This is a genomic window from Bremerella volcania, assembly GCF_007748115.1.
Taxonomy (GTDB): domain Bacteria; phylum Planctomycetota; class Planctomycetia; order Pirellulales; family Pirellulaceae; genus Bremerella; species Bremerella volcania.
In genome coordinates, this window is record NZ_CP036289.1 from 6,166,766 (window position 1) to 6,188,892 (window position 22,127).

A 22,127-nucleotide genomic window follows, 5' to 3' on the forward strand; every position below is an offset into this window, starting at 1 on the left:
GAAGCGTTTTCGGCCTTCGGTGAGGGAATGCGTCGAGCGAGAAACCTACTTCTTTGGCTTCTTTTTATCTTCCCGCTGCATGTCGAAGAACTGCTGAAGGTCGCCGAATGAACGCAGCGGCTCCTTCCCTTCCTTCATCGCGTCGGTGATCGGCTTGGAAGGTTTCGGCTTGGCACGACGCTCAGAGTGGCGAGGCTTGCCACCTTGTTTGCCCTTGCCGTGGCCACCACCCGCTTGCGGTTTGTGACCGGCTTTCGCCTTCGGGCGCTGAGGACGCTCTGAGCGGGGAGGGCGATTGGGACGTCCCTGGGGCTTTTCCTTCTTCTCGGTTTGAATCGAAGGATCAATCGCAGTCAAGGAGACACGGCGTCGTTCGCGATCGATTTCAATCACCCAGACGCGAATGACGTCTCCAACGCTGACCACTTCGTGCGGGTCGGCGACGTAGCGATCTGCCAGACGGCTGATGTGAACCATGCCGCTGTCGTGGAGACCAATATCGACGAACGCCCCGAAGTCGACCACATTCAGCACCGTGCCCATCATCTCCATGCCAGGCTCCAAGTCTTCCAGCTTGAGCACGCCACGGCGGAAGAGCGGAGGTGGGAAGTCGGCACGGGGGTCGCGACCTGGACGCGAAAGAGCACCGGTAATGTCGCGAGCCAGGTGGACACCGATGCTCAATTCTTCGGCCAGCTTATCGATATCGGCGGATGCAATCTTGGCCAGAAGCTGTTTGTGATTCTCGTCTGATGCCGCGATCTCGGCTGGGGCTGGCTGCGGAGCCGGCACATCGGGATCGTCGCTTACGGTATCGGTGACTTCGGTTGCCTCGCTGCTGGACTCAACCGCCGGAGCCGCTACTTCTTCAGAAACGACCGGGGCTTCCGATGCAACTGCCTCGGCGGTGGGCTCACTGCCAGCTTCTGCTGGAGTGGCTGCCGATGCAACTGCTTCGGCAACCTCGGCTTCTACCGGTTGCGGCTCGGTCGCTGGCTCGGCAACCGCCTGCTCTTCTACCAACTGGAACGACTTTGGCTTCTCGACAATCGGTGGTGGCGACGGAACGGTCGACAATACCTCAGTCAACGAGCAGCCGAGCTTATCCAGAAGCTTCGTGGCGACCTCGTAGCTTTCCGGGTGAATCCAGGTCGCATCCAGGGGATTCTCGGCGGGAACGACCTTCAAAAAACCGGCCGCTTGAACGAATGTGGCTTCCCCGATTCCAGCAACTTCACGAATTTCTTCACGCGAGCGGAAGGGGCCTTTTGCCTGACGGTGTTCATAGATTCGACGTGCCGTGAGTTGATTGAGGCCAGACACGTAACTCAGCAGGGCAGGGCTGGCCGTGTTGACGTCGACGCCCACGTAGTTCACGCACGATTCGACCACGTCGTCCAGCGAGTCTCGCAGATGCTTCGCTTTGACGTCGTGCTGGTAAAGTCCCACACCAATGTTGGATGGGTTGATCTTTACCAGTTCTGAGAGTGGATCCAGCAGTCGGCGACCGATGCTGATCGTGCCACGGATGGTCGCATCGAATTTGGGAAACTCTTCGCGTCCCAGTTCACTGGTCGAGTAGACACTGGCACCCGCTTCGTTGACGATCAGGTAACAAATGTCGCGGTCTTTCAGTTCGTCGGCGATGGCGCTGGCAACGATCTGTTCGGTTTCACGACAAGCAGTGCCGTTTCCGATCGCGACGATCTGCGCGTCGAACTGCTTGATCATTTCAACAATTCGACTGCGGCTCTTCTCGACGCGATCCTGAGGACCAATCAGGTGAATCACTCCGGTGCCCAGCACATTGCCAAATGGATCGATCGCGACCAGCTTGCATCCACTGCGGAAGCCCGGGTCGACGGCGAGAACGCGTTTACCGCGAACAGGCGGCTGGAGCAGCAGTTTACGAAGATTACAGGCAAAGACCTCGATGGCATGCGTTTCCGCTTTCTCGGTCAGCTCGCGGCGGATTTCCCGTTCGATGCCTGGAATGATCAGACGGTTGAGACTATCGCGCAGACACTGCTTCAAGTATTCGGCGTGCGAATGCCCTTCGGGAATCACCACCTCTTCGGCCGTCTTGATGATTTTATCGAAATCGACCTCGATCCGAACCTTCAGGAATCGGGTACGGTCGCCCCGATTGATGGCCAGGACCCGGTGTGGTGGGATTTTCGAGACGGGCTCATGATAGTCGTAGTAGTCGCGGAAGGCCTTGTCCTTCTTGGCACGTTCCTTTTCTTTCTGTCGCTTGCGTTTCTCGCGGCGAATCTCTTGAATCGTGGGCTTCTTCCCGCTCTCTTTGTCCGTTTCAGGTTTCGCCGCGGGCTTTGTTTCGCCAGAGTCGCTCGTTTCGGCTTCGGAAGTTACTTCCGTGGTCTTCGAGGATTCTTCCTCGTGGGTAGCCGATACGTCGTCTTGGGAATCGCTATCGTCTTCGTCGGAGTCGGACTTGTCTGGCTGGTCTGCGTTCTCGATGCGCGCGCTGGTCAACTGTCCCGTTTTCCAGAACAGCTTACGAAGCCGCCCCCGCAACAGGGCGTTTTCGGAGAAGACTTCCGCAATGATGCATCCCACCCCTTGGATGACGGCATCGGTATCGGCCAGTGACTTCTCGGCATCGACGAATGCTTCCGCCCGGGCCTTCAGGTCTTTGGCCTCTTCAGCATCATTGAGCACTTCCAGGGCCAGCGGCTCCAAACCACGTTCGCGGGCCTGGGTTGCCAGGGTTTGCTTCTTCGGTTTGAAGGGAAGATAGAGATCTTCCAGGAGCTTCTGGGTCTGGGCTTTCTTGATCTGCTCGGCGAGTTCGTCGGTCAGCTTCTCTTGCGACTGGATCGACTTGAGAATGGTCCGCTTGCGCTCGTTCAATTGACGCAGCTTCGTGTTGCTGCTTTGAATGGCGCGGATCTGCTCCTCGTCCAAGCCACCTGTCTCGTCTTTACGATAGCGCGTAATAAACGGAACGGTGTTCCCATCATCAAGCAGTTCGACGGTTCGCTGAACTTTTTCGAGAGGAATACCAACTTCACGGGCGACAACTTGAAGGTCCGTGACGATCGTCGTATCCATGGGGATGCCTGAGGAGCTTTCGCAAACTTGCGCGTCATAGATTTGACGTAAGCGCAAATGCTGGTTGACTAAAGCGATACCTAGTATCGATGATACCAGCACGGCAACATAGGGGCAGCGATGGCGGTTGTCAAGGATTAGCGGGGAGATATGACCCCATATTTAACGCACGTTTTGCATGAATCTTGGACCGTCACCTCGTTGTGGTGCCTTGGGATCACAAATCAGGGGAACTTGAGGAACTACGCAGCCTGCTGCTTTTACCGCGCATTCAAACGATAAACGCGCAAAAAAGTGCCGCCCTCAGAGGACTCTGACGGGCGGCACTCGCGTCTTCGTGTTCCAAATTGCGACGAACGCTTAGTATCCAATATCGAACGGAGCCGGATCCAGGAAGTCTCGCGGCCCGCGCGTTGTGTAGTAGGGGTACGTGACTTGGGCCGAACCAGGGCCGCTTTGAACGGCAGGCGGTGGTGCGCTGACGCTGGTCGGGTTGTTGCAGGGGCTCGCCCCGATATGATGGCAGCAGCCACTACCCGCCAGAAGGCATACGGCTGCCAGAATGAAGAACAAGCGATTCATGGTGAATTTCCTCGCGCGTTTGCGGGCACGGCGTTGGGTCGTTTTGGGGGTCATTCCATTCAGCGCGAAGGTGCAGGGGCCTTGTGCCGAAATGGGTCGCTCGCCAAGTGTCTCTACCGGGCAAGTCCAATAGGATTGATCGGCCTAAGATCCGGGAAAATTGAACAAATCAGGTCAATCCCTACCAGCCGTTACAGATTTCAGGCTTAGCCCCGAAGAATTGCTCCAGTGCTAGCGGAGCTTACCCGAACTGGGCGTGCATCCACATTTTGGCCTGTTCGGAATTCAGATTAGCCAGGATGCGCGTTTCCAACTCGACCAGAAGAATCGAAAGCTGCTCGGCAAACACTTCCTGATCGTGTTTCAGTTGCAGCCATAGCTGCTCCATGGCGGCCTCGGCTTCCATGGCGATTTTGCGAACGGCTAACATTTGATCTGCCGTCAAATTGAGTTGCTGCAGAAACTTACTGTCCTGCTGGAAGAGCATCACCTTTTCCACCCGATGAAGGGTGGGTAGTGACTTGGAAAACTCAATGAGCTTAGTCATTTCCTCGCTGTTCGGCACGACGTACCCGTGGCTGGTGGCATGGGCGATTTCCTTCCGCCACGAACGTTCCCCTGAACCAAGGGTCTGCCACTGCTCCAGCATGTTGCCCCAAGCCAGCTCTGCCGACGGCACCATGGAGGCCAATTGGCCCGAAAATGACTGCGCGGTGCAGTAAAGCGAGAAGAGCATGGCCAGTCCCATGGCCGCCGTCAAACGCAGATTGCGTCCAACCGAATTGCGGTCTTCTCCGTAGATCTCGCGAACAACCCGGGTACCCAGGCGCAAGCAAACGCGAGACTTGGTTGCCGAAACCGATTCGTCCTCACGAGGGACGATACTAATAATCTGAACTTCGTATTCGCTATGTCCAGTCACGCTCAATCGGGCGATTTCCCCAAATAAGGGACAATCCGACTCACAGACGAAACCTTGTTCTCCGAGCTTGCGCCGAGGGATTTCGACGGCTACGGCAAAGCCGGCCATCGATTCATCCAGCAGTTCCGCCTTGTAGGTATCTTTACCTACCCGCAACTGGGCTTTGACCCGTGACGGAGCGACGGAAAATCGCATCGAATTTCGACGATCGGAGTTCATCGGACTTCAGAACGCAATGAGAAAAGGTGAAAAGTTCACTGGAAGTATAGGTCCCAATCTTGAGGGGACTCGGCAAAGAATTTAGGGAATTGTGGAAGAAACTTCCTGACCAAGCGTTCACCTGGCCTCTGCGGACGGAATAACCCATACGATCGGCCACTAAATGAATAAGGTTTGCCTCGAAGGGGCTCACTAGCAACAATAAAACATCGCCAGTGTTTTCTCGTCCCTTTCTATAGCTCGCATCAAAGCTTATGTGTGTTGCCGCCAGCGTGGCCCAAAAAACGATTGAGTCTTACCAGAATGCCGGGCAAATCTTGCGGGAGTCTTCGCTTAGGCGAGGCAATGTCATCCACTTGGATGCATCGAACACGGATGATGTGATGGTGACGGCAGACCTGCATGGCAACCGCACCAACTTCCGGCAAATCCTCAATATCGCCGATTTGGAGAGTAATCCACGTCGGCACTTGGTTTTTCAGGAAGTGTGCCATGGAGGCCCCACCTACCCCAAGGCTGGCGGATGCATGTCTCACCTGATGCTGGAAGACATCGCCCAACTGGTGATTCGCTTTCCCGATCAGGTTCACTTTCTGATTTCGAACCACGAACTGGCCGAGCTGACCGACTTTCCGATCATGAAAGCGGGCAAAATGCTCAACCTGATGTTCCGCTGTGGTATGGGACAGATGTACGGCGATGCCGTGCCAGCGGTACGTGCCGCTCAGCTAGAATTCTTGGCGAGCCTCCCGATCGCGATTCGGATTGGGGACCATATCATGGTGACCCATAGCCTGCCGAAGCAGTGCGACGAGGAACCCTTCGATGCCAGCATCTTCGACCGGGAACTGACCTGTCACGATCGCGCTTGCGGCGGGTCGCTGCACCGTCTGGTCTGGGGACGTGATTTCCGCCAAGAAAACGTCGACCTCCTGGCCCGGCAGTTGGGAGTCGAGCTTTTCATCACCGGTCACGAGCCGTGTCAGTATGGATTTGCCTCTCCCAACTCACGTCAAATCGTGCTCGACTGTTGCAGCCGGCTGGGCAAGTACCTTATGATCCCCATGTCGAATGACCTGACTCAGGACGATCTTCTGAATCGAATCCACTCTCTCCACGATCCTATCTTGGCGGCCATGTCCTAAAAATGGGCGACGATCCCCTTTTTGACGACGACAATACCCCCGAAGTCCACCAACCCGAGCCCAAGCGTCCGTGGCGTCCACGCTTCGGCATTGGATCGATCATGCTGGCTACCTTCCTGCTCAGCATGCTCTTTGTGATGGGGCACTATATGCTGAACGATTCCAAAGATGGCACCCTCTCCAACCGCTTCAGCTTCATGTTCGTTACCCTCGCCGCACCAATGCTGCTTTTGACCATCTTGAGCATTGGCAAAGAACTGCTGCGTTACTGGGAAAAGCAATCCCAGCGGAAGAATCGCTAATCGCGAGAATCGATTACGCTCGATCGATACGCAGCCGTGCCGGCAAGCCTTCCGGCATCTTCGCTTCATCCTGGGCGATCAACCGAATCACTGGACGTTTGGGGGGCAACAGTGCATCGTCGGCGTAAACCACGTCGAAGCTCCCCTCACCAGGCCCACTGGCAACGGAACCATCCTCAAGGGCGTTTTCGGCCTGCAAGTGCTGCCAACTCCAACGCCGAAGCCATGCGGCAATGTCGTTCAAGTCGTGCTGCTTACTGTCGGCATACACTTCGAAGTCACGCAAACCGAGCTGCGCGTTACCGATCGTTTCAAAAATGATCCAGCGATCGTCCAGCCATGACAGCCGTAGATTGGCAAACAGATCCAGCGGCGGAAACCCGGCGACTTTGCTGGCCTGGAGAATTTCGTCGAGCACTTCGACCGGGACGAAGATCTCGCCGCCGGGGCAGAAATAACCAGCCACATCGGGAAGTAAGCCGATCGACAAACTGACCTTGGCCAAGGCCATCAACTGCGTAAGCACCTCGGTTGCCGTCGACGGCTCTGAGGTTTCGTTCCTCATACGCACCAGGACAACACCTTGATGCTGGGCAGCAACTTCCGCGGCCTTCGTCCAATTCACGTTGAACTTACAAGCTCGCTCGAGCGCTCCGCTGTAACTAAACGGCCCCAGGTCTTGTTCCGGTTCGATCTTGGCCGGCCAGGGAGCTTCGACAATCTCGATGGCGACAATGGGGCCGTCGCTTGGCAGTTTCCCTTGAAGCGTGCGGACGCTGTTTTCATCGTCCGCCTGCTCAATCGTGCAGGACAACTCGCCTGCTTCCAATTGCTCTTGAATCTCCTTTAGGGAGAAGACTCGCTTGGTGAGCAGTGCCAACGCTTGCGTGTGGACAGCTTTCGACACGTGAATGTTCCCCCCTCGTGTGACAAGCGAGTCGCGCGGGTCACCTATTTCGCCGCGTCGTTGGATTCGGCTTTCAATTTTTCCAGCTCTTCGGCGGTCGCGTCAACCGTTTGCCGGATTTGTTCTTCGCTGTGGCAGCTGGTAATGAAAAACCGCAGACGGGCTGCCTTCTCTTCCACCGCGGGATACATAATCGGCTGAACGTTATAGCCGCGAGCGTACAGAGCTCGCGAGAGCCGCAAGGCCAGCAGTGAGTTGCCGGTGATAACCGGCACAACCGGCGTATTGTTGCTCAGCCCCGTATCGAGCCCCTTTTCCTTGGCCAGCTTGAGGAACAAGCGGGAGTTGCTCATGCACTTGGCAACCACTTCCGGGTGCTTCTCGATTCGCTCGAACGATGCCAGTGCAGCCGCCGCGTTCGAGGGTGGCATCCCCACGCTGAACACGAAGCCGGGTGCCGTGTACTTGAGGTACTCGATCATCGTCTTCTTGCCGGCAATGTAGCCGCCGCAGCTACCTAGCGACTTGCTGAGCGTTGCCATCAGGAAATCAATCCGCGAACCGGGAATGCCGAAGTGTTCGCAAATGCCTCGGCCTGTCTTGCCCATCGTGCCGATCGAGTGGGCCTCGTCGACGAAGAGCATCGCCTTGTACTTTTCCTTGATCTCGACCAGCTTGGGCAGGTCGCAGTAGTCGCCGTCCATGCTGTAGACCCCTTCGACGACAATCACGGCCCGGCGATACTTGTCGCGCATCTCGGCCAGCATCCGCTCGCAGGCAGCCGTATCGTTGTGCGGAAACGCACGTCGCTGAGCCCCCGAGAGGATGCACCCTTGCACCAGGCTGTTGTGGGCCAGTTCGTCGTGCAGAATCAAGTCGCCTGGGTTCATCAAATGGCCAATCGTGGTCTCGTTGGTCGAGTGACCACCGACGAAACAAACGGCGGACTCAGTCCCCACGAACTCGGCAATCTTGCGTTCCAGCTCTCCGTGGATCGTCTTTTCGCCGGAGACGACGCGGCTGGCGGAAACACTGGTGCCAAACTTCTCGATGGCGGCCTGGGCGGCGGCGGTCACTTCCGGATCGCCACTGCTACCGACGTAGTTGTAACTGCTGAAGCAGATGAACTCGCGACCAGCAATGATGGCCGTGTCACGCGTCGTTCCTTCGTGGACGTCGAAGTAAGGGCTTTCCATCCCCATCCGGGCAAACCGCGCGATACGCTCTTGCAGTTCGACCACTTCGGGAAACTGATCGGTCTGGAAATCGGACGCCGGAATGTCTTCCAGAGCACGCGCCGGCTTTTCCTTTGCGGCCGGGGCCGAAGCTTCGCCGCCACCACCTGATGTGAAATCCCCTTCCACGCCTACTAGATTGGCAACGACCGTGGCGAGGCTGGTGACCGTAGTATCCTGCGAGAACTCTTCGACCGGAATGTCGATCTCAAGCTCTGCCTCGATCGCGTTCTTCAGCTCGATCCCCATCAGCGAGTCGAGCCCCATCTCGGCCAATGGTTTGGCTCGATCCAACTGCGAATTGCTGATGCCCAGCGTCTTGGCGGCTTGATCGGCAACGTAATCGCCAATCATCGCGGCTCGCTTGTCGTCATCGGCTGCCGCCAAACGATCGCGCAGCGCCCCGCCTGAGGCCGCGCCGACGACTCGTTCGTGACGATGAATCTTGGCAAGTTCGTCCAACAGTCGCGGATGCTTGTTGCGTCCGAACTGTTTGAGGAACTTCGCCCAGTCGACCGGAAAGACGCCGACGTCGGCGTAACGGGTCGGCAGAAGTTCTTCCAGGGCCAGCAGTCCCTGCTGCGGAGCAATCATGCCCAGGCCGATTCCGGCAAGCCGTCGGGCGTCGGCCGACTTGGCCATGCCACCGCCACTCCAGGGCCCCCAGTTGATGCTCAGGCCGGTCAGGCCTTCAGAACGGCGACCGGCACAAAGGGCATCCATGAACGCATTGGCCGCGGCGTAGTTGGCTTGTCCAGGCGAACCGATCATCGCGGCAATCGACGAGAAGCAGACGAAGTAGTCCAGCGGCAATTCGCGCGTTTGCTGATGCAAATACCACGAGCCGTCCACCTTGGCCGGCAACACCTGGGCGAAGCGATCCCACGACTGCTGCGCGATCGTGGCGTCGTCCAGCACGCCGGCGGCATGGAAAACGCCTGCCAGCGGTGGAAGTTCTGTTTTGATGAAATCGAGCACCGCGGCAACCTGGTCGGCACGCGCGGCATCCATGGTCGAAATGGTGACCTGGGCGCCTTCGCTTTCCCAGGCCGCGATCCGCTCGGCGGCCGCCTCATTCGCTTTACCGCTGCGGCTGGTAAGAACGACGCTTTGGGCTCCCTGCTCGATCAACCACTGGGCGACTTCCAGGCCAATGGCCCCGGTGCCGCCAGTAATCAGGTAGGTCGCGTTTTCTCGAATCAACGGACGTTCACCGGCAGGCGGCGTCATCTGCAGCACGACCTTGCCCAGGTGCTTGGCCTGCTGCATGAAACGAAACGCTTCGACGGCGTCTTCAATGCGATAGGCCTGCAAGGGGAGGGGAGTCAGCTTGTGCGATTCAAACTGTGGCAGTAGTTCTTCGAGCATCGCCGCGATAAGTCCCGGCGATTTGCGTTCCTCGTCCCCCAGATCAAACGGAAAATAGGTCGCGCCGGACTTGGCCTCGGCAAACTGCTGGGTCGTCCAGATACCGATCTTGCCGATCTCGACGAAACGCCCCTGCTTGGCAAGGCATTCGACGCTCTTGGGAATGAACTCTTGATTCAAGCTATTGAGGACGACGTCGACCCCTTCGCCGCCGGTATCTTTCAAAATCTGATCGCTGAAGAGCGTGGTTCGCGAATCGTATATGTGTTTGATCCCCAGCGAATGCAGGAAGTCCCACTTGCCTTTGCTGGCGGTTGCGTAGATCTCGGCACCGACGGCCTGAGCGATCGCCACGGCAGCTTGCCCCACGCCACCGGCCGCCGCGTGAATGAGGACCCGTTCCCCTTTGCGGAGCCTGGCCAGCCGCACCAGTCCATAGTGCGCGGTCAGAAACGCGAGCGGAATCGTCGCTGCTTCGTCGAACGTCTGCGTGCTTGGCTTCTTGGCGACGTAGTTTTGATCGACCAGCAGGTGACTGGTCATGCTGGCTGTCGAAAGCGCGATCACCTCGTCGCCGACCCTCAGATTCTTCACCTGGCTGCCAACCGCCGTGACGACGCCGCTGCACTCGAAACCAAAGGTCACGTCCGCTTCGGTGAGGATGCCGATCTCTTTTTCGTACTCCTGAAGCATCCCCAGGGCCCGCAGCACATCGCGGAAGTTGAGTCCCGACGCTTTGACGGCGATCTCGACTTCCGTCTCCGCTGGTTCGATGCGTGGTTTGGGGACCAATTCCAGATTGGTCAGCATGCCGAACTTCTTCAGGCCCAGCTGATACGGCTGTTCGGGAATCGTCAACTCGCCATCGACCGCCAGTCGCATCGGCATCAACCGTGACGAGAAACGCTTCTCGCCGCGCAAGGCGATTTCTGTTTCCGAGTCAGGCACCCAGATTTCACCAAGCAACCGGCCAGCCGTATCGCGATCGGCCGCGTCGACGTCGATACGCGTGCAGTTGAGCTTGGGCAATTCGTTGGCAATGACGCCCGCCAAGCCCCACGTGGCCGCTTCTAGGGGGTGTCCAATCTTGTCGCCGGAGTAAATCCGCTGACCACCCAGCGTGACGACGTATAGCCGCGGCGATTGATCTTCCCGCTGCCCCAGGGCCTGGGCGACATGCAGAAGCCCTTGGCAACCCAAAGCATGGTCGACCATCGACTCGTTCGCTTTGCCGGACAGATCTTGCTGTGCCCACAGGTAGATCACGCCGCGCAACTTCCGCGAGTTCGAAAGCTCGAGCGAATCGAGCAGTTCGACGAACTCGCCAGGCTCGGCCGGATCGAGCGTGGCATCGACTTCGCCAAACTCAAGTTCGGTGCCTGGGAAGACCTGCATCACTTGCTGCTTACGCTGCTCGAGTTGCTCGACGAGATACTCCGTCATGGGTCGACCGTCACCGAAGATGAGCCAGACCGACTCTTCTTTTTCATCCACCGTCAGTGGGCTACCAATCCGCGGCGTTTCAAGCCACTTGACCTCGTGGTACCAGCGATCGACGTCGGCAACCAGACGCTTCTGCAGGTCGATCTTGGCGAGACGGGCCAGCTTCAACCCGCGCACCTCAGCCAGGACTTCCCCTTCTTCATTGGCCAGCAGAATGTCGGCTTCGACCTGCGGCATCCGCCCCGGCTTGCGAGCGACGATCTTCGACCAGCAAGCGACTCGCTGCGGCGAGTGCCCCTCGAAGCAGGTCACGCTGCCAACACCAATCGGGATGAACGTCGTGCCTGGCGTTAGTTCGTCGGCCAGCAAGCTCCCCACGGTCTGGAAACAGGCGTCGAGCAGCGCTGGGTGCAGGTGATAGTTACGCGCATCGCTTTGAAGATCAGTCGGCAGCGCCACTTCGGCCAAAGCTTCGTCTTCACCGTTTCCAAGCTGCTTGATCCCCTGGAAGGCATGACCATATTGCAAGCCGCTTTGTTTCGCTCCGGCGTAGAACTCTTCGACGTCGACCTGCTTTTCCATCCGGAAGAAAGCTTCCTGCAGGTCGGCTTTCTCAGGCGGAGCCACAGCCGGGACGATCTTCCCAGCCGCGTGCAGCTTCCATGTCGTCTCCTCGCTATCGGTCGTTTCGGCACTGAGAATACGGAAGGAAGCATAGCCGAACTCTTCCGGCATCAGAACGACCTGAACCGTCTTGGAGTGCTGCTGTTCAAAGACGAGCGGCTGCTGAACTTGCAACTGTTCGACGGAGAAGTGTCCTTGCTCGAAGTGCGATTGGGCGGCTCCGAGCGCCAATTCGATGTACCCTGTCGCCGGAAAGACCGGGTTGCCGAACAACTGGTGATCGTTCAGATATGCCGGGAAACCCGGTGCCAGGTTCGTTTGAAAGAGCACCTCGTCGGTTGCCGTGGGGATCTTCACTCCCAACAGCGGATGCGAGGTGCGGGTAGGTATGAGCCCAGTGCCCGAGCCGAAGTCTTCGCCACTGGAAACCGGCATCGTATCCGGTGCCCAGAACCGGCTGCGCACAAACGGGTAGGTTGGCAGCTCAATTCGCTTTCGAGCATAAGGAGCATCAAACGCTTTCCAGTCGATCGCGATGCCGATCTCATGCAGTTCGCCCAGCGAGTTGAGCATCATCTGCCAATCGTCTCGACCACTGCGCAGGCTCGGCAGCCAGGCGTTTTCCTTGCCTGGCAGGCTTACGAGTCCCAGCCCTGAAAGTACCGGCTGCGGTCCGATTTCGACGAAGACGTTGCCCCCTTTGGCCGCGATCGCCTGGATTCCATCGGCAAAACGAACGGCTTCGCGCAGATGTTGACGCCAATACTGAGGCTTGGTGAACGCGTCTTTGGAAAGCTCGCCGGTTAAATTCGCAGCGATGGGAAACGCGGCCGGTTTCATCTCAATCAAGGAAACGGCCTGTTCGAATTCGTCGAGAATCGGCTCCATCAAATTCGAGTGAAACGCATGCGAAACGGTCAGCCGCGTGGCACGAATACCTTCGGACTGGCATAGCTCGGCAACTTGATCGATCACTTCCGCCGCACCACTAAGGACCGTCTGCTGCGGGCTGTTCACCGCGGCAATGCCGACTTGACCGGCATGTCCGTTCAGGAGCGTTTCAATACGATCGGCACCGGCCGAAACCGCCAACATTGCGCCACCGGCCGGCAAGCTCTGCATCAGCTTGCCGCGCAGCGCGATCAGCTTCAGCGCGTCTTCGAGCGAAAACACACCCGCGACACACGCCGCGACGTATTCACCGACACTGTGGCCAATGGCCATGCTCGGCGTGATTCCCCAAAACTTCCACAATTGGTACAGGGCGTACTCGGTGGCAAACAGCGTTGGCTGCGACATGGCCGTCTGATGGATAGTCTCGCTGTCGGTCTCGGCAAACAGCACGTCCAGCAGCGGCACGTCGTACTTCTTGAGTTGGGCGGCACACTGGTCGATTGCCTCACGGTAAACGGGGTGCAACTCGTAGAGGTCGCGTCCCATCCCGGGATATTGTGATCCCTGTCCTGTGAACAGGAACACCACCTTGTTGCGGCGACGCACCGGTTGGCCGTCGGTCGAATCCTTCGAGCCCTTTTCGACCAGCTTATGAAGCGCAGCGATCGCCTCTTTCTTATTCGCGGCATTGACGAACGTCCGGGCATCGAGCGTCGAACGGCCCACGGCCACACTATGAGCAAAGTCGGCCAGCGAAATCGATTCGTCTTCCAAAGCTTCCAGGTAACGCTCGGCCAGCAGAGGTAAGCCATCTTGCGTCTGGGTCGAAAGCGGAATGATATGTCGCGGGCGATCCTTGAACGCCGGGGCCTTCGCTTCGGTGTCTTTCGAAACGTAGTCCCCCACGATGATGTGACAATTCGTTCCGCCAAACCCGAACGCGCTGACGCCAGCCAAGCGATTGCCGGCATCACTGTTCCAGGTCTTAACCTCGGTAACGATCTCGACTTCCGCCCCACTCAGGTCGATGTACGGATTGAGTGTTTCGAAATTCAAATGGGGTGGAATCTGGCCTTTGCTGAGCGAAAGGACCAGTTTCAACAGGCCGGCCATCCCAGCGGCCGATTCCAAGTGGCCGATGTTGGTTTTGACGCTTCCCAGGCGAAGCGGATGCTGGGCATCGCGCCCCATGCCCAGGACGTTCTTCAGGCTGCGGACTTCGATCGGATCTCCCAGCGAAGTCCCGGTGCCGTGGGCCTCGATCAGTTCGATCGCTTGCGGCTCAAGCTGGGCATCTTCCAAAGCGGCGTTCAGCACTTCCTGCTGCGAAGGACCATTAGGGGCAGTCAGACCATTGGTGAGGCCATCTTGATTGACTGCCGTTCCATGAATGACGGCCAAGATACGATCCCCATCGCGCTCGGCATCGCTCAGCCGCTTCAGGATGACGGCGCCGCACCCTTCGCCGCGAACGTAGCCATCGGCGCTGGCATCGAAGGTCTTACAACGCCCATCCGGGGCCATCATGCGTGCCTGACAGAAGGTGATTGTCCCTTCAGGTGTCAAAATCAAGTTCACCCCGGCCGCGACGGCCAGGTCGGTCTCGCCTGATTGAAGACCTTGGCAAGCAAGGTGAGCCGACACAAGCGAAGACGAGCAAGCCGTATCGACCGCAATACTCGGCCCGCGAAAGTTAAAGAGGTAGCTCAATCGGTTGGCCGCGATCGACAAGCTGGTGCCGGTGGCACTATATGCGTTGAGCGAATCGAGCCCGCGGAACAAGAGCCTTGCGTAGTCACTGTTGCTGATGCCGACGTAAATGCCGGTCGCGCTGTTGCCTAGCGTTTTGACCGGGATGCCGGCATTCTCGAAGGCTTCCCAGGTCACCTCGCACAGCAGCCGCTGCTGCGGATCCATCTTTTCCGCTTCGCGTCCGCTGATGCCGAAGAGGGTCGGATCGAAGTCGGCCACATTGCTGAGGAAGCCACCCCGCCGGGTGTACATCTTGCCGGGCGTTGCAGGCTCGGGGTCGTACAGGCGGTCGACGTCCCAGCGGTCCGGAGGAACTTCGCCAATGGCGTCCCGACCTTCGATCAACAAGTTCCAGAAAGCTTCCGGGCTATCGGCCCCGGGCAAACGACAACCGATTCCGATAACGGCAATCGGTTCATGTTTTGGCTGCATCGAAAAGGCTTCCGTCGCAGGTGAATGAAAGCAGGGCAGACTCCGGGCAATTGTGGGCTTACTTCTCGCCCGCCAGATAGCTGGAGAACTCTTCGATCGTGGGGTAATCGTAAACGATCGTCGGATCAATCCGTTTCCCGAGCCAGTTTTCCATATCGCCGGTCATTCCAATGGCCGTGGCCGAATCGAGGGCGAAGGAATCGAAGGTAGCGCTTGGGTCAATCGAGTTGGGACTCGTATCCAACTCTTTGGCAAGATAATCGATAATCCAGTCTTGGATTTCTTCCGCGGACTTAGGCGCATCGCCGGAAGGTCCGGATGGCTCGGCTGTCATTGAGCACCTCGTGGCTAAGGGTAACATATCAGTTTACCCATTATCCGCTCTATCGACCACTCACCCAACCGAACGTTTTGATCTCTGGCGAGTCTCCATGAGTCGAACCGACGGCCCCGACAAACCCTTCACAGGGTGCCAGTTCCATCAAACGAACGACCGGAGATTGCGGGAAGATGTCGAAATGGTTCACAACCCGACGCGACTCAGGAGCTTGAAGATCCAGAGTTATGCGATCCAGGGGTGCCCGCAGCCCGACTCCGATGGTCTTCAGGTAGGCCTCTTTGTGGGTCCAGAACCGGAGAAATTGGTGGAATCGATCCGCTTCCGGGTAAGCACAAAGGTCTTTCCGCTCAGCGTCCGAAAGGCAACGCTGGAGCATGCTAGCGAAGCTGCGAACTTTGCGGATGCGTTCGATATCGACGCCCACTTCCATTCCTATCGAAACCGCGACAACGGCCAGTTCGCCTGAGTGCGTCAGATTAAAACGCAACTCACCGGCCTGACCTCGAATGATGTTCGGTTTGCCGAATTCGCCAGCTTCGTAGGCAATTTCGGCCGGCTCGACATCTAAATACCGAGCCAGAATGTCCCGCAGGGCAGCGTGGAATACGACGTACTGCTGGGCCTGGTTTTCGCGGAAGAATTTGGAGGCCCGCACCTGCTCGGCTTCCGAAAGCTGCTTATGCAATTGATCGACGCCCGACAGGCCTTCCTCAAACGAAATCCGCCACAGGTGCAGTTCCGTTTGAGCGATTTCCAACTGTCGCATCGGACGCGGCAGAGGAAACGGCTTGGTGGAAAGTTGAATCATTCGTGGTCGGCCCGTTAGGGGGTGGGTAATGATCGATCGGTAATTCGCTATAGGACGACTTCGACCAATTCGGGGTTACTCGGCCATTGATTTCAGCCAAGTGTAACTAATCATCAGAACCCCAAAACCTTAGCATTGCTGGCGATATCAACCGATAACGATCATCGCATTGGTGGGAATTCGCCTGAAATGTACCGCGCGAATCTTCGCTGCCAGGGACAAATAGGCAAACTGGTATAAATATTGGCTAAAGGCAAGTCTTGCGCCAATCCCCAATCTGGAACATGCCACCCATACGAGGCATTCTCCCAGCTGGCGTTCAGAATGAATTATCGTCGCGAGTAAGGGGTGGTTGCCAGGATTTCCAAGAAACGCTCCTCTGGCGTTCTATCTCTAATCAGCGTAATCGGTTGGATCGATCAGACCATTCGCTGCGAAAGCCTCTTTTCGCTCGACGCACGCGCCGCACTTCCCACAGTGTTTTTCGAGACCCTTGTAGCAGGTCCACGTCTTTTCGTAGGGAACGCCCAACTGCACGCCCCGTTTGGCGATCTCCCCCTTATCCATGTGAACGAAAGGACGCCACAGCTCGATGGGATTCCAATCACATAGCCGAGCGGCCGCATCCATGGCATCGGCGAATGCCGGTCGGCAATCGGGGTAAATGGCATGATCGCCGCTGTGAGCCCCATAGGCCACAGCCGCGCACTGATTACTGGCCGCCCAGGCAATCGCGACTGAAAGCAGGATCATATTGCGATTCGGAACGACGGTCTGCTTCATGCTTTCTTCCGCGTAGTGCCCCTCAGGCACTTCCATCTCCCGGCCGGAAAGGCTGTTGTTGCCGAAGATCGGGTTGATGGCCGAAAGGTCCGCGATCAGGTGCGGAACATTCACCCCTTCACACAATTGGCGGGCAAAGTCGAGTTCCTTCACATGCCGCTGACCATAGTCGACCGAAATGGCCCAACACGCATGTCCTGCGTCCAACATGTGATAAAGGAGCGTTGCCGAATCCATCCCACCAGAAACGACTGCCACGACTTTCGCCATCTTCAACTACCTCGAACCTATCATCGCTGCTCGGACTTATTGTGTTCAGTCTAGCGCCACAAGCCGCAGGTGCAAAGTGACGCCAGTTGGTCGGCTTCCAGGCAAATAAAACTTGCAAATCGGGCAAACGTTCCATTACACTTAATGAGAAGGATGCTAACCTAGCGTTATCGCCTTGCCCCTTCCCGACAAACCCTTGTCGCCGATCCTTCCTTTTCCTGACCCAATCCTCACTTAAGAACCTTCCCGGTGTCTCATGCCTGCATTGCGTATATGGCTGGCCATTTTGATCGCATCCCCAGCGATCGTCATGGCGGAAGAAGCAACTGCTGACTCCACTGAGAACGTCAGCTACTACCGCGACGTGCGCCCCATCCTGCAAGCTAATTGCCAGGGATGTCACCAGCCGGCAAAACAGGGAGGCGATTACCTGATGACCGATCACCAGTCGTTGCTGACCGGTGGGGAATCGGGCTCTGCGGCGATCGTCGCTGGTGATCCGGCGGCGAGCTACCTGGTGGAACTGATCACACCGGTCGATGGCAAAGCCGAGATGCCCAAAGGCAAGCCTCCCCTTTCCGAAGCCGACCAGAAGATCATTCTCAACTGGATCCTCCAGGGAGCCAAAGACGACACGCCTGATTCGGCGAAGGATAAGTACGACGCCGAACATCCCCCGAGCTACGTCCGTCCCCCGGTACTTACCAGCGTGGCCTTCTCGCCGGATGGTCAGTTGCTGGCCGTTTCCGGCTATCACGAAGTGCTGCTGCAGAAAGCCGATGGCAGTGGTATCGCTGGTCGATTGGTTGGCATGTCGGAACGGATCGAATCACTGGCGTTCTCCCCGGACGGAACCAAACTTGCCGTTGCCGGCGGCTCTCCTGGTCGACTGGGAGAACTGCAATTATGGAACGTGGCCGATCAGAAGTTGGCCTACTCGGTTCCCGTTTCCTACGACAACGTCTACGGCGTGAGTTGGTCCCCCGACGGGAAACTGATTGCCATTGGCTGTGGAGACAATTCGGTCCGCGGATTCGACGCAAATAGCGGCAAACAAGTTTTCTTCAACGGTGCCCATGAAGACTGGGCTTTGGATACGGTCTTCTCGAAGGATGGAAGCCATCTCGTTTCGGTCAGTCGAGATATGGCCGTGAAGTTGTACGAAGTCAAAACGCAGCGTTTCGTCGACAACGTCACCAGCATCACGCCCGGTGCGCTCAAAGGGGGCATTAACGCGGTTGCCCGTTATCCTGGCGAAGACCAGGTTCTGATCGGCGGGGCGGACGGGGTTCCCAAAATCTATCGGCTGTTCCGTGAGAAGGCCCGCAAGATTGGGGACGACTTCAACAAGATCAAAGACTTTCCTGAAATGCCTGGCCGGATTTACGACGTGGCTTTTACTTCCGATGCCGCCAAGGCCGTCGCATGTAGCAGCCTCGACGGCGCAGGGCATGTCCACGTGTTTACTGTTGCCGACGGCAAGAAGGTGCTGGAACTGGAAGGCCCGCTGCATGCGGTCTACTCGATCAGCATCGCCCCCGATAACAAGCGGATAGCGTCGGTTGGGTTCGATGGAGAAGTGCTCTTGCACGACCTGGAGACAGGCAAGCGTTTGCAGCAATTCCCGGCCGTTCCCATCACGCCCCAGACAGCCTCGAACCAATAATCGCACTGGCGATTCTTCCTGATAGGATTTCGTTCGATGAATCTTAAGCCCATCCTTGTTTGTCTCGTCTTGCTTGGCGTCACCTCGGCTAGCATCGCGGCAGACTCGGACAATAAGATCCCGCCAGGGAAGACCATTCAGCGAATCGTCGTCTTCCCCGAGAAGGTCTCGCTCAAGGGACCTTTCGCCTACGCGCAGATCCTGATTACCGCCGAACTCGAAAACGGAGAGCAGGTCGACCTGACCCGTAGCGCGAAACGAACCGACAACTGGGACGCGGTCAGCATCACGCCTCGTGGCCTGGTCACGCCCAACAAGGACGCCGTCGGCGAGTTGGTCTTTCATGTTGCAGGACAAGAGTTGAAAGTGCCGGTTGAGGTGAAGGATTCTCACGCGGACTACGAGGCCGATTTCATCCGAGACGTCACTCCAGCGATGAGCAAGATGGGTTGCAACCAAGGCACGTGTCACGGCGCGAAGGATGGCAAGAACGGCTTCAAACTGTCGCTACGTGGTTACGATCCGACCTACGATCATCGAGCGCTGGTCGACGACATCGCTGGCCGTCGTTTCAACCGAGCCGTGCCCGATCAAAGCCTGATGCTGCTGAAGACCTCCGGCGTCGTTCCTCATGTCGGTGGCCAATTGACCAAGCCTGGCGAGCGAAGATATGAGATCTTGAAGAACTGGATCGCTGGTGGCGTGAAGTTGAATCTCGATTCTCCTAAGGTCGAGAAGATCGCCATCTATCCTGCCAACCCCACCGTGCCGCTGCCTGGCATGTCGCAGCAGTTCGCCGTATATGCCACGCTGACCGATGGTCAGGTCGTGGATGTGACGGCGGATGCGTTTATCGAAAGTGGCGATATCGAAGTCGCCACCGCCGACCAGGATGGGGTGCTGAAACTTCTGCGTCGCGGCGAAGCCCCCGTGCTGGCCCGCTATGACGGTGCCTACGACGCCACCACGGTTACCGTGATGGGGGATCGCACCGGCTTCGAGTGGGTCCAGCAGCCACAGCAAAACTACATCGACAAGTTGGTCGACGAAAAGCTGCAGCGTGTGAACGTGCAATCTTCCGGCCTGTGCACCGACGACCAGTTCGTTCGCCGAATTTACCTCGACCTCACCGGCCTTCCCCCGACGGCCGATCAGGCCCGGGCATTCCTGGACGATAAACGTCCGTCGCAAGAGAAACGGGAGGCGCTCATCGATCATTTGATCGGCAGCGGGCCTTATGTCGAGTACTGGACCAATAAGTGGTGCGACCTGCTGCAGGTCAACCAGAAGTACCTCGGCGATCCTGGGGTGCATGCGCTGCGAAACTGGATCAAAGACTCGATCGCGTCCAACAAACCGTACGACCAGATGGTATACGAAATCTTGACCGCTTCCGGCTCGACCATCGATCACCCGGCCAGCGCCTACTACAAGATTCTTCGCACTCCAGAAGACACGATGGAGAACACCACGCAGTTGTTCCTGGCGGTTCGCTTCAACTGCAACAAGTGCCACGATCACCCATTCGAGCGTTGGACCCAGAACCAGTATTACAACCTGTCGGCTTTCTTCGCGCAGATTGGGCGAAAGGAAGACAAGCGTTTCGCCGGCCAGCGGATTGGTGGTTCGGCGGTGGAAGGAGCGACGCCACTGGTCGAGGTGATTTACGACACCGGCAGCGGCGAAGTGAAGCACCAACTGACCGGCAAGGTGACTCCTCCGGAGTTCCCTTACCAAGCCGATCTGGTGGAAGACGAAGGGACGCGGCGCGAGGAGTTGGCCGAGTGGCTGACCGATCCGTCGAACCAATACTTCGCGTCAAGTTACGTCAATCGCATGTGGGGCTACTTGCTGGGACGCGGCATCATCGAGCCTATCGACGACATCCGAGCTGGTAACCCGCCCACCAACCCGATGCTGCTGGAAGCGTTGACCCACAGCTTCATCGACAGTGGTTTCAACACGCGGCATATCGTCCGCGAAATCTGTCGTTCGCGAACTTATCAGCAAGCGATTGCGACCAACAAGTGGAACGAGGACGACGCGATCAACTTCTCCCATGCCGTGCCGCGAAGATTGCCGGCGGAAGTGTTGTTCGATTCAATCCATCAAGTGACCGGCAGCAATTACAACTTGCCGCAACTTCCCAGTGGTTTCCGCGCCGCTCAATTGCCAGGCACCGATGTGAACATTCCATTTCTGGATGACTTCGGCAAACCGGCTCGCGAGAGTTCGTGCGAATGCGAACGAGCCACCGGCGTAATGCTGGGCCCCGTGATGAAACTGGTCAACGGTCCCGTGATCAGCAATGCCATTGCCGACAAGAATAACGCCCTGACAAAGCTGGCGACCGAAGTGACCGACGATCGCGCCTTGATCGATGAGATCTTCCTACGCTTTCTTGGTCGGCATGCCAGCGACGATGAAGTGAAGCTGGGGATCGAACTGATGAACGAGCCGACGCCTGACCTCGAAGTCGCCCAGAAAGCTCTGGACGAGCATCGTCAGCAACTGATGGCCAAGATGCCGCAGTGGGAAGCTTCGCTCGGACGCATTGCCAGTTGGACACCTCTGACCATGCTCGAAGGTACTTCCAAGGCGGGCGTGAAATTCGAGAAGAAAGAAGACGAGTCGATCTTGGCGACCGGCCCCGTCACCAAGGACCAGTACGAAGTGGTCTACCAGATCGCTGCCGGTCCACTCACCGGTTTGCGCTTGGAAGCGATGCCGGACGATTCCCTGCCGTCCAAGGGACCGGGGCGAGCCCAAAACGGGAACTTCGTTTTGAACGAACTCAAAGCCCAGGTGCAGCTTGCCGATGGAAGCGAAGGCCCGGAAGTTTCCTTCCATCGTGCTGAAGCGACCTTTTCTCAGGAAAACTGGGATGTTCGCGGCGCGGTCGACGGCACCCCCGGAAGTGGCTGGGCGGTGAGTCCGCGTTTCGGTGAACAACATACGGCCCTGTTTGAAGTCGACGGGGACGTGACGATCCCCGAAGGCGCTAAACTGGTGGTGCGGATGGACCAGCAGTACCAGGACAGCACCCATCTTTTGGGACGTTTCCGCCTGTCGGCGACTTCCAGCGAGCGACCCGTGCGGCTGGAAAACAACCTGCCGGCCGACATCCGCCAGATCATCGCCAAGCCGGCCGACCAGCGGAGCGAGGAAGAAACGCAGAAGCTGGTTTCGATGTATATCTCCGGCGACGCCCTACTGAAGGACCTGGAAGCGAAGCTGAATCAGGCCCGGGCGCTCGACGAGAATCGACGATTAGCCGGTCTGCAAGACCTGGCTTGGGCACTGATCAACAGTCCTGCCTTTTTGTTCAATCGCTAACAAAAGAGCCTGCCCTCTTCCCGC

12 protein-coding genes are annotated in these 22,127 nt (G+C 57.6%); 4 read left to right on the forward strand and 8 right to left on the reverse strand.

Translation table 11 applies throughout. The features are described 5' to 3' along the window. Window positions 1-45: 45 nt before the first annotated feature. The 3 genes from Pan97_RS24665 to Pan97_RS24675 all read right to left on the reverse strand — a co-directional run bounded on the left by Pan97_RS24665 (window position 46) and on the right by Pan97_RS24675 (window position 4,774). Window positions 46-3,075, reverse strand: a complete 3,030-nt coding sequence (locus Pan97_RS24665; protein WP_144977471.1) for a Tex family protein — start codon at window positions 3,073-3,075, stop codon at window positions 46-48. Window positions 3,076-3,435: 360 nt separating this feature from the next. Then, entirely contained in the window at window positions 3,436-3,657 is a 222-nt protein-coding gene (locus Pan97_RS24670) for a hypothetical protein (protein WP_144977474.1), read from the reverse strand. A gap of 241 nt (window positions 3,658-3,898) precedes the next feature. Continuing rightward, entirely contained in the window at window positions 3,899-4,774 is an 876-nt protein-coding gene (locus tag Pan97_RS24675) for a hypothetical protein (RefSeq protein WP_144977477.1), read from the reverse strand. 407 nt (window positions 4,775-5,181) lie between these two features. On the opposite strand from Pan97_RS24675, the gene Pan97_RS24680 reads away from it, so the two are divergent. Together Pan97_RS24680 and Pan97_RS24685 are read left to right on the forward strand one after the other, a co-directional pair. Further along, the gene (locus Pan97_RS24680; protein ID WP_144977480.1) at window positions 5,182-5,943 is read left to right on the forward strand and encodes a metallophosphoesterase family protein; all 762 of its coding nucleotides are present in this window, start codon (window positions 5,182-5,184) and stop codon (window positions 5,941-5,943) included. A gap of 2 nt (window positions 5,944-5,945) precedes the next feature. Continuing rightward, window positions 5,946-6,245, forward strand: coding sequence for a hypothetical protein (locus tag Pan97_RS24685; protein WP_144977483.1), 300 nt, complete (start codon window positions 5,946-5,948; stop codon window positions 6,243-6,245). A 13-nt stretch (window positions 6,246-6,258) separates the two neighbouring features. Here Pan97_RS24685 and Pan97_RS24690 read toward each other — a convergent pair whose 3' ends face one another. The 5 genes from Pan97_RS24690 to queC all read right to left on the reverse strand — a co-directional run bounded on the left by Pan97_RS24690 (window position 6,259) and on the right by queC (window position 17,101). Beyond that, on the reverse strand, window positions 6,259-7,152 hold the full coding sequence (locus tag Pan97_RS24690; protein ID WP_144977485.1) for a hypothetical protein: 894 nt from the start codon (window positions 7,150-7,152) through the stop codon (window positions 6,259-6,261). A 44-nt stretch (window positions 7,153-7,196) separates the two neighbouring features. After that, complete coding sequence (locus tag Pan97_RS24695) at window positions 7,197-14,900, reverse strand: type I polyketide synthase (protein WP_144977488.1); 7,704 nt, start codon at window positions 14,898-14,900, stop codon at window positions 7,197-7,199. Window positions 14,901-14,958: 58 nt separating this feature from the next. Beyond that, entirely contained in the window at window positions 14,959-15,234 is a 276-nt protein-coding gene (locus tag Pan97_RS24700; protein WP_144977491.1) for an acyl carrier protein, read from the reverse strand. 49 nt (window positions 15,235-15,283) lie between these two features. Further along, on the reverse strand, window positions 15,284-16,048 hold the full coding sequence (locus Pan97_RS24705) for a 4'-phosphopantetheinyl transferase family protein (RefSeq protein WP_144977494.1): 765 nt from the start codon (window positions 16,046-16,048) through the stop codon (window positions 15,284-15,286). A gap of 393 nt (window positions 16,049-16,441) precedes the next feature. Next, window positions 16,442-17,101 (reverse strand): 7-cyano-7-deazaguanine synthase QueC, encoded by a 660-nt coding sequence (queC, locus tag Pan97_RS24710; protein ID WP_144977497.1) that lies wholly within the window; start codon window positions 17,099-17,101, stop codon window positions 16,442-16,444. 256 nt (window positions 17,102-17,357) lie between these two features. Here queC and Pan97_RS24715 point away from each other — a divergent pair, with 256 nt between their 5' ends. Continuing rightward, window positions 17,358-18,767: a WD40 repeat domain-containing protein gene (locus Pan97_RS24715; protein ID WP_144977500.1), complete on the forward strand. Its 1,410-nt coding sequence runs from the start codon at window positions 17,358-17,360 to the stop codon at window positions 18,765-18,767. Window positions 18,768-18,803: 36 nt separating this feature from the next. Then, entirely contained in the window at window positions 18,804-22,103 is a 3,300-nt protein-coding gene (locus tag Pan97_RS24720) for a DUF1549 domain-containing protein (RefSeq protein ID WP_144977503.1), read from the forward strand. Window positions 22,104-22,127: the final 24 nt, after the last annotated feature.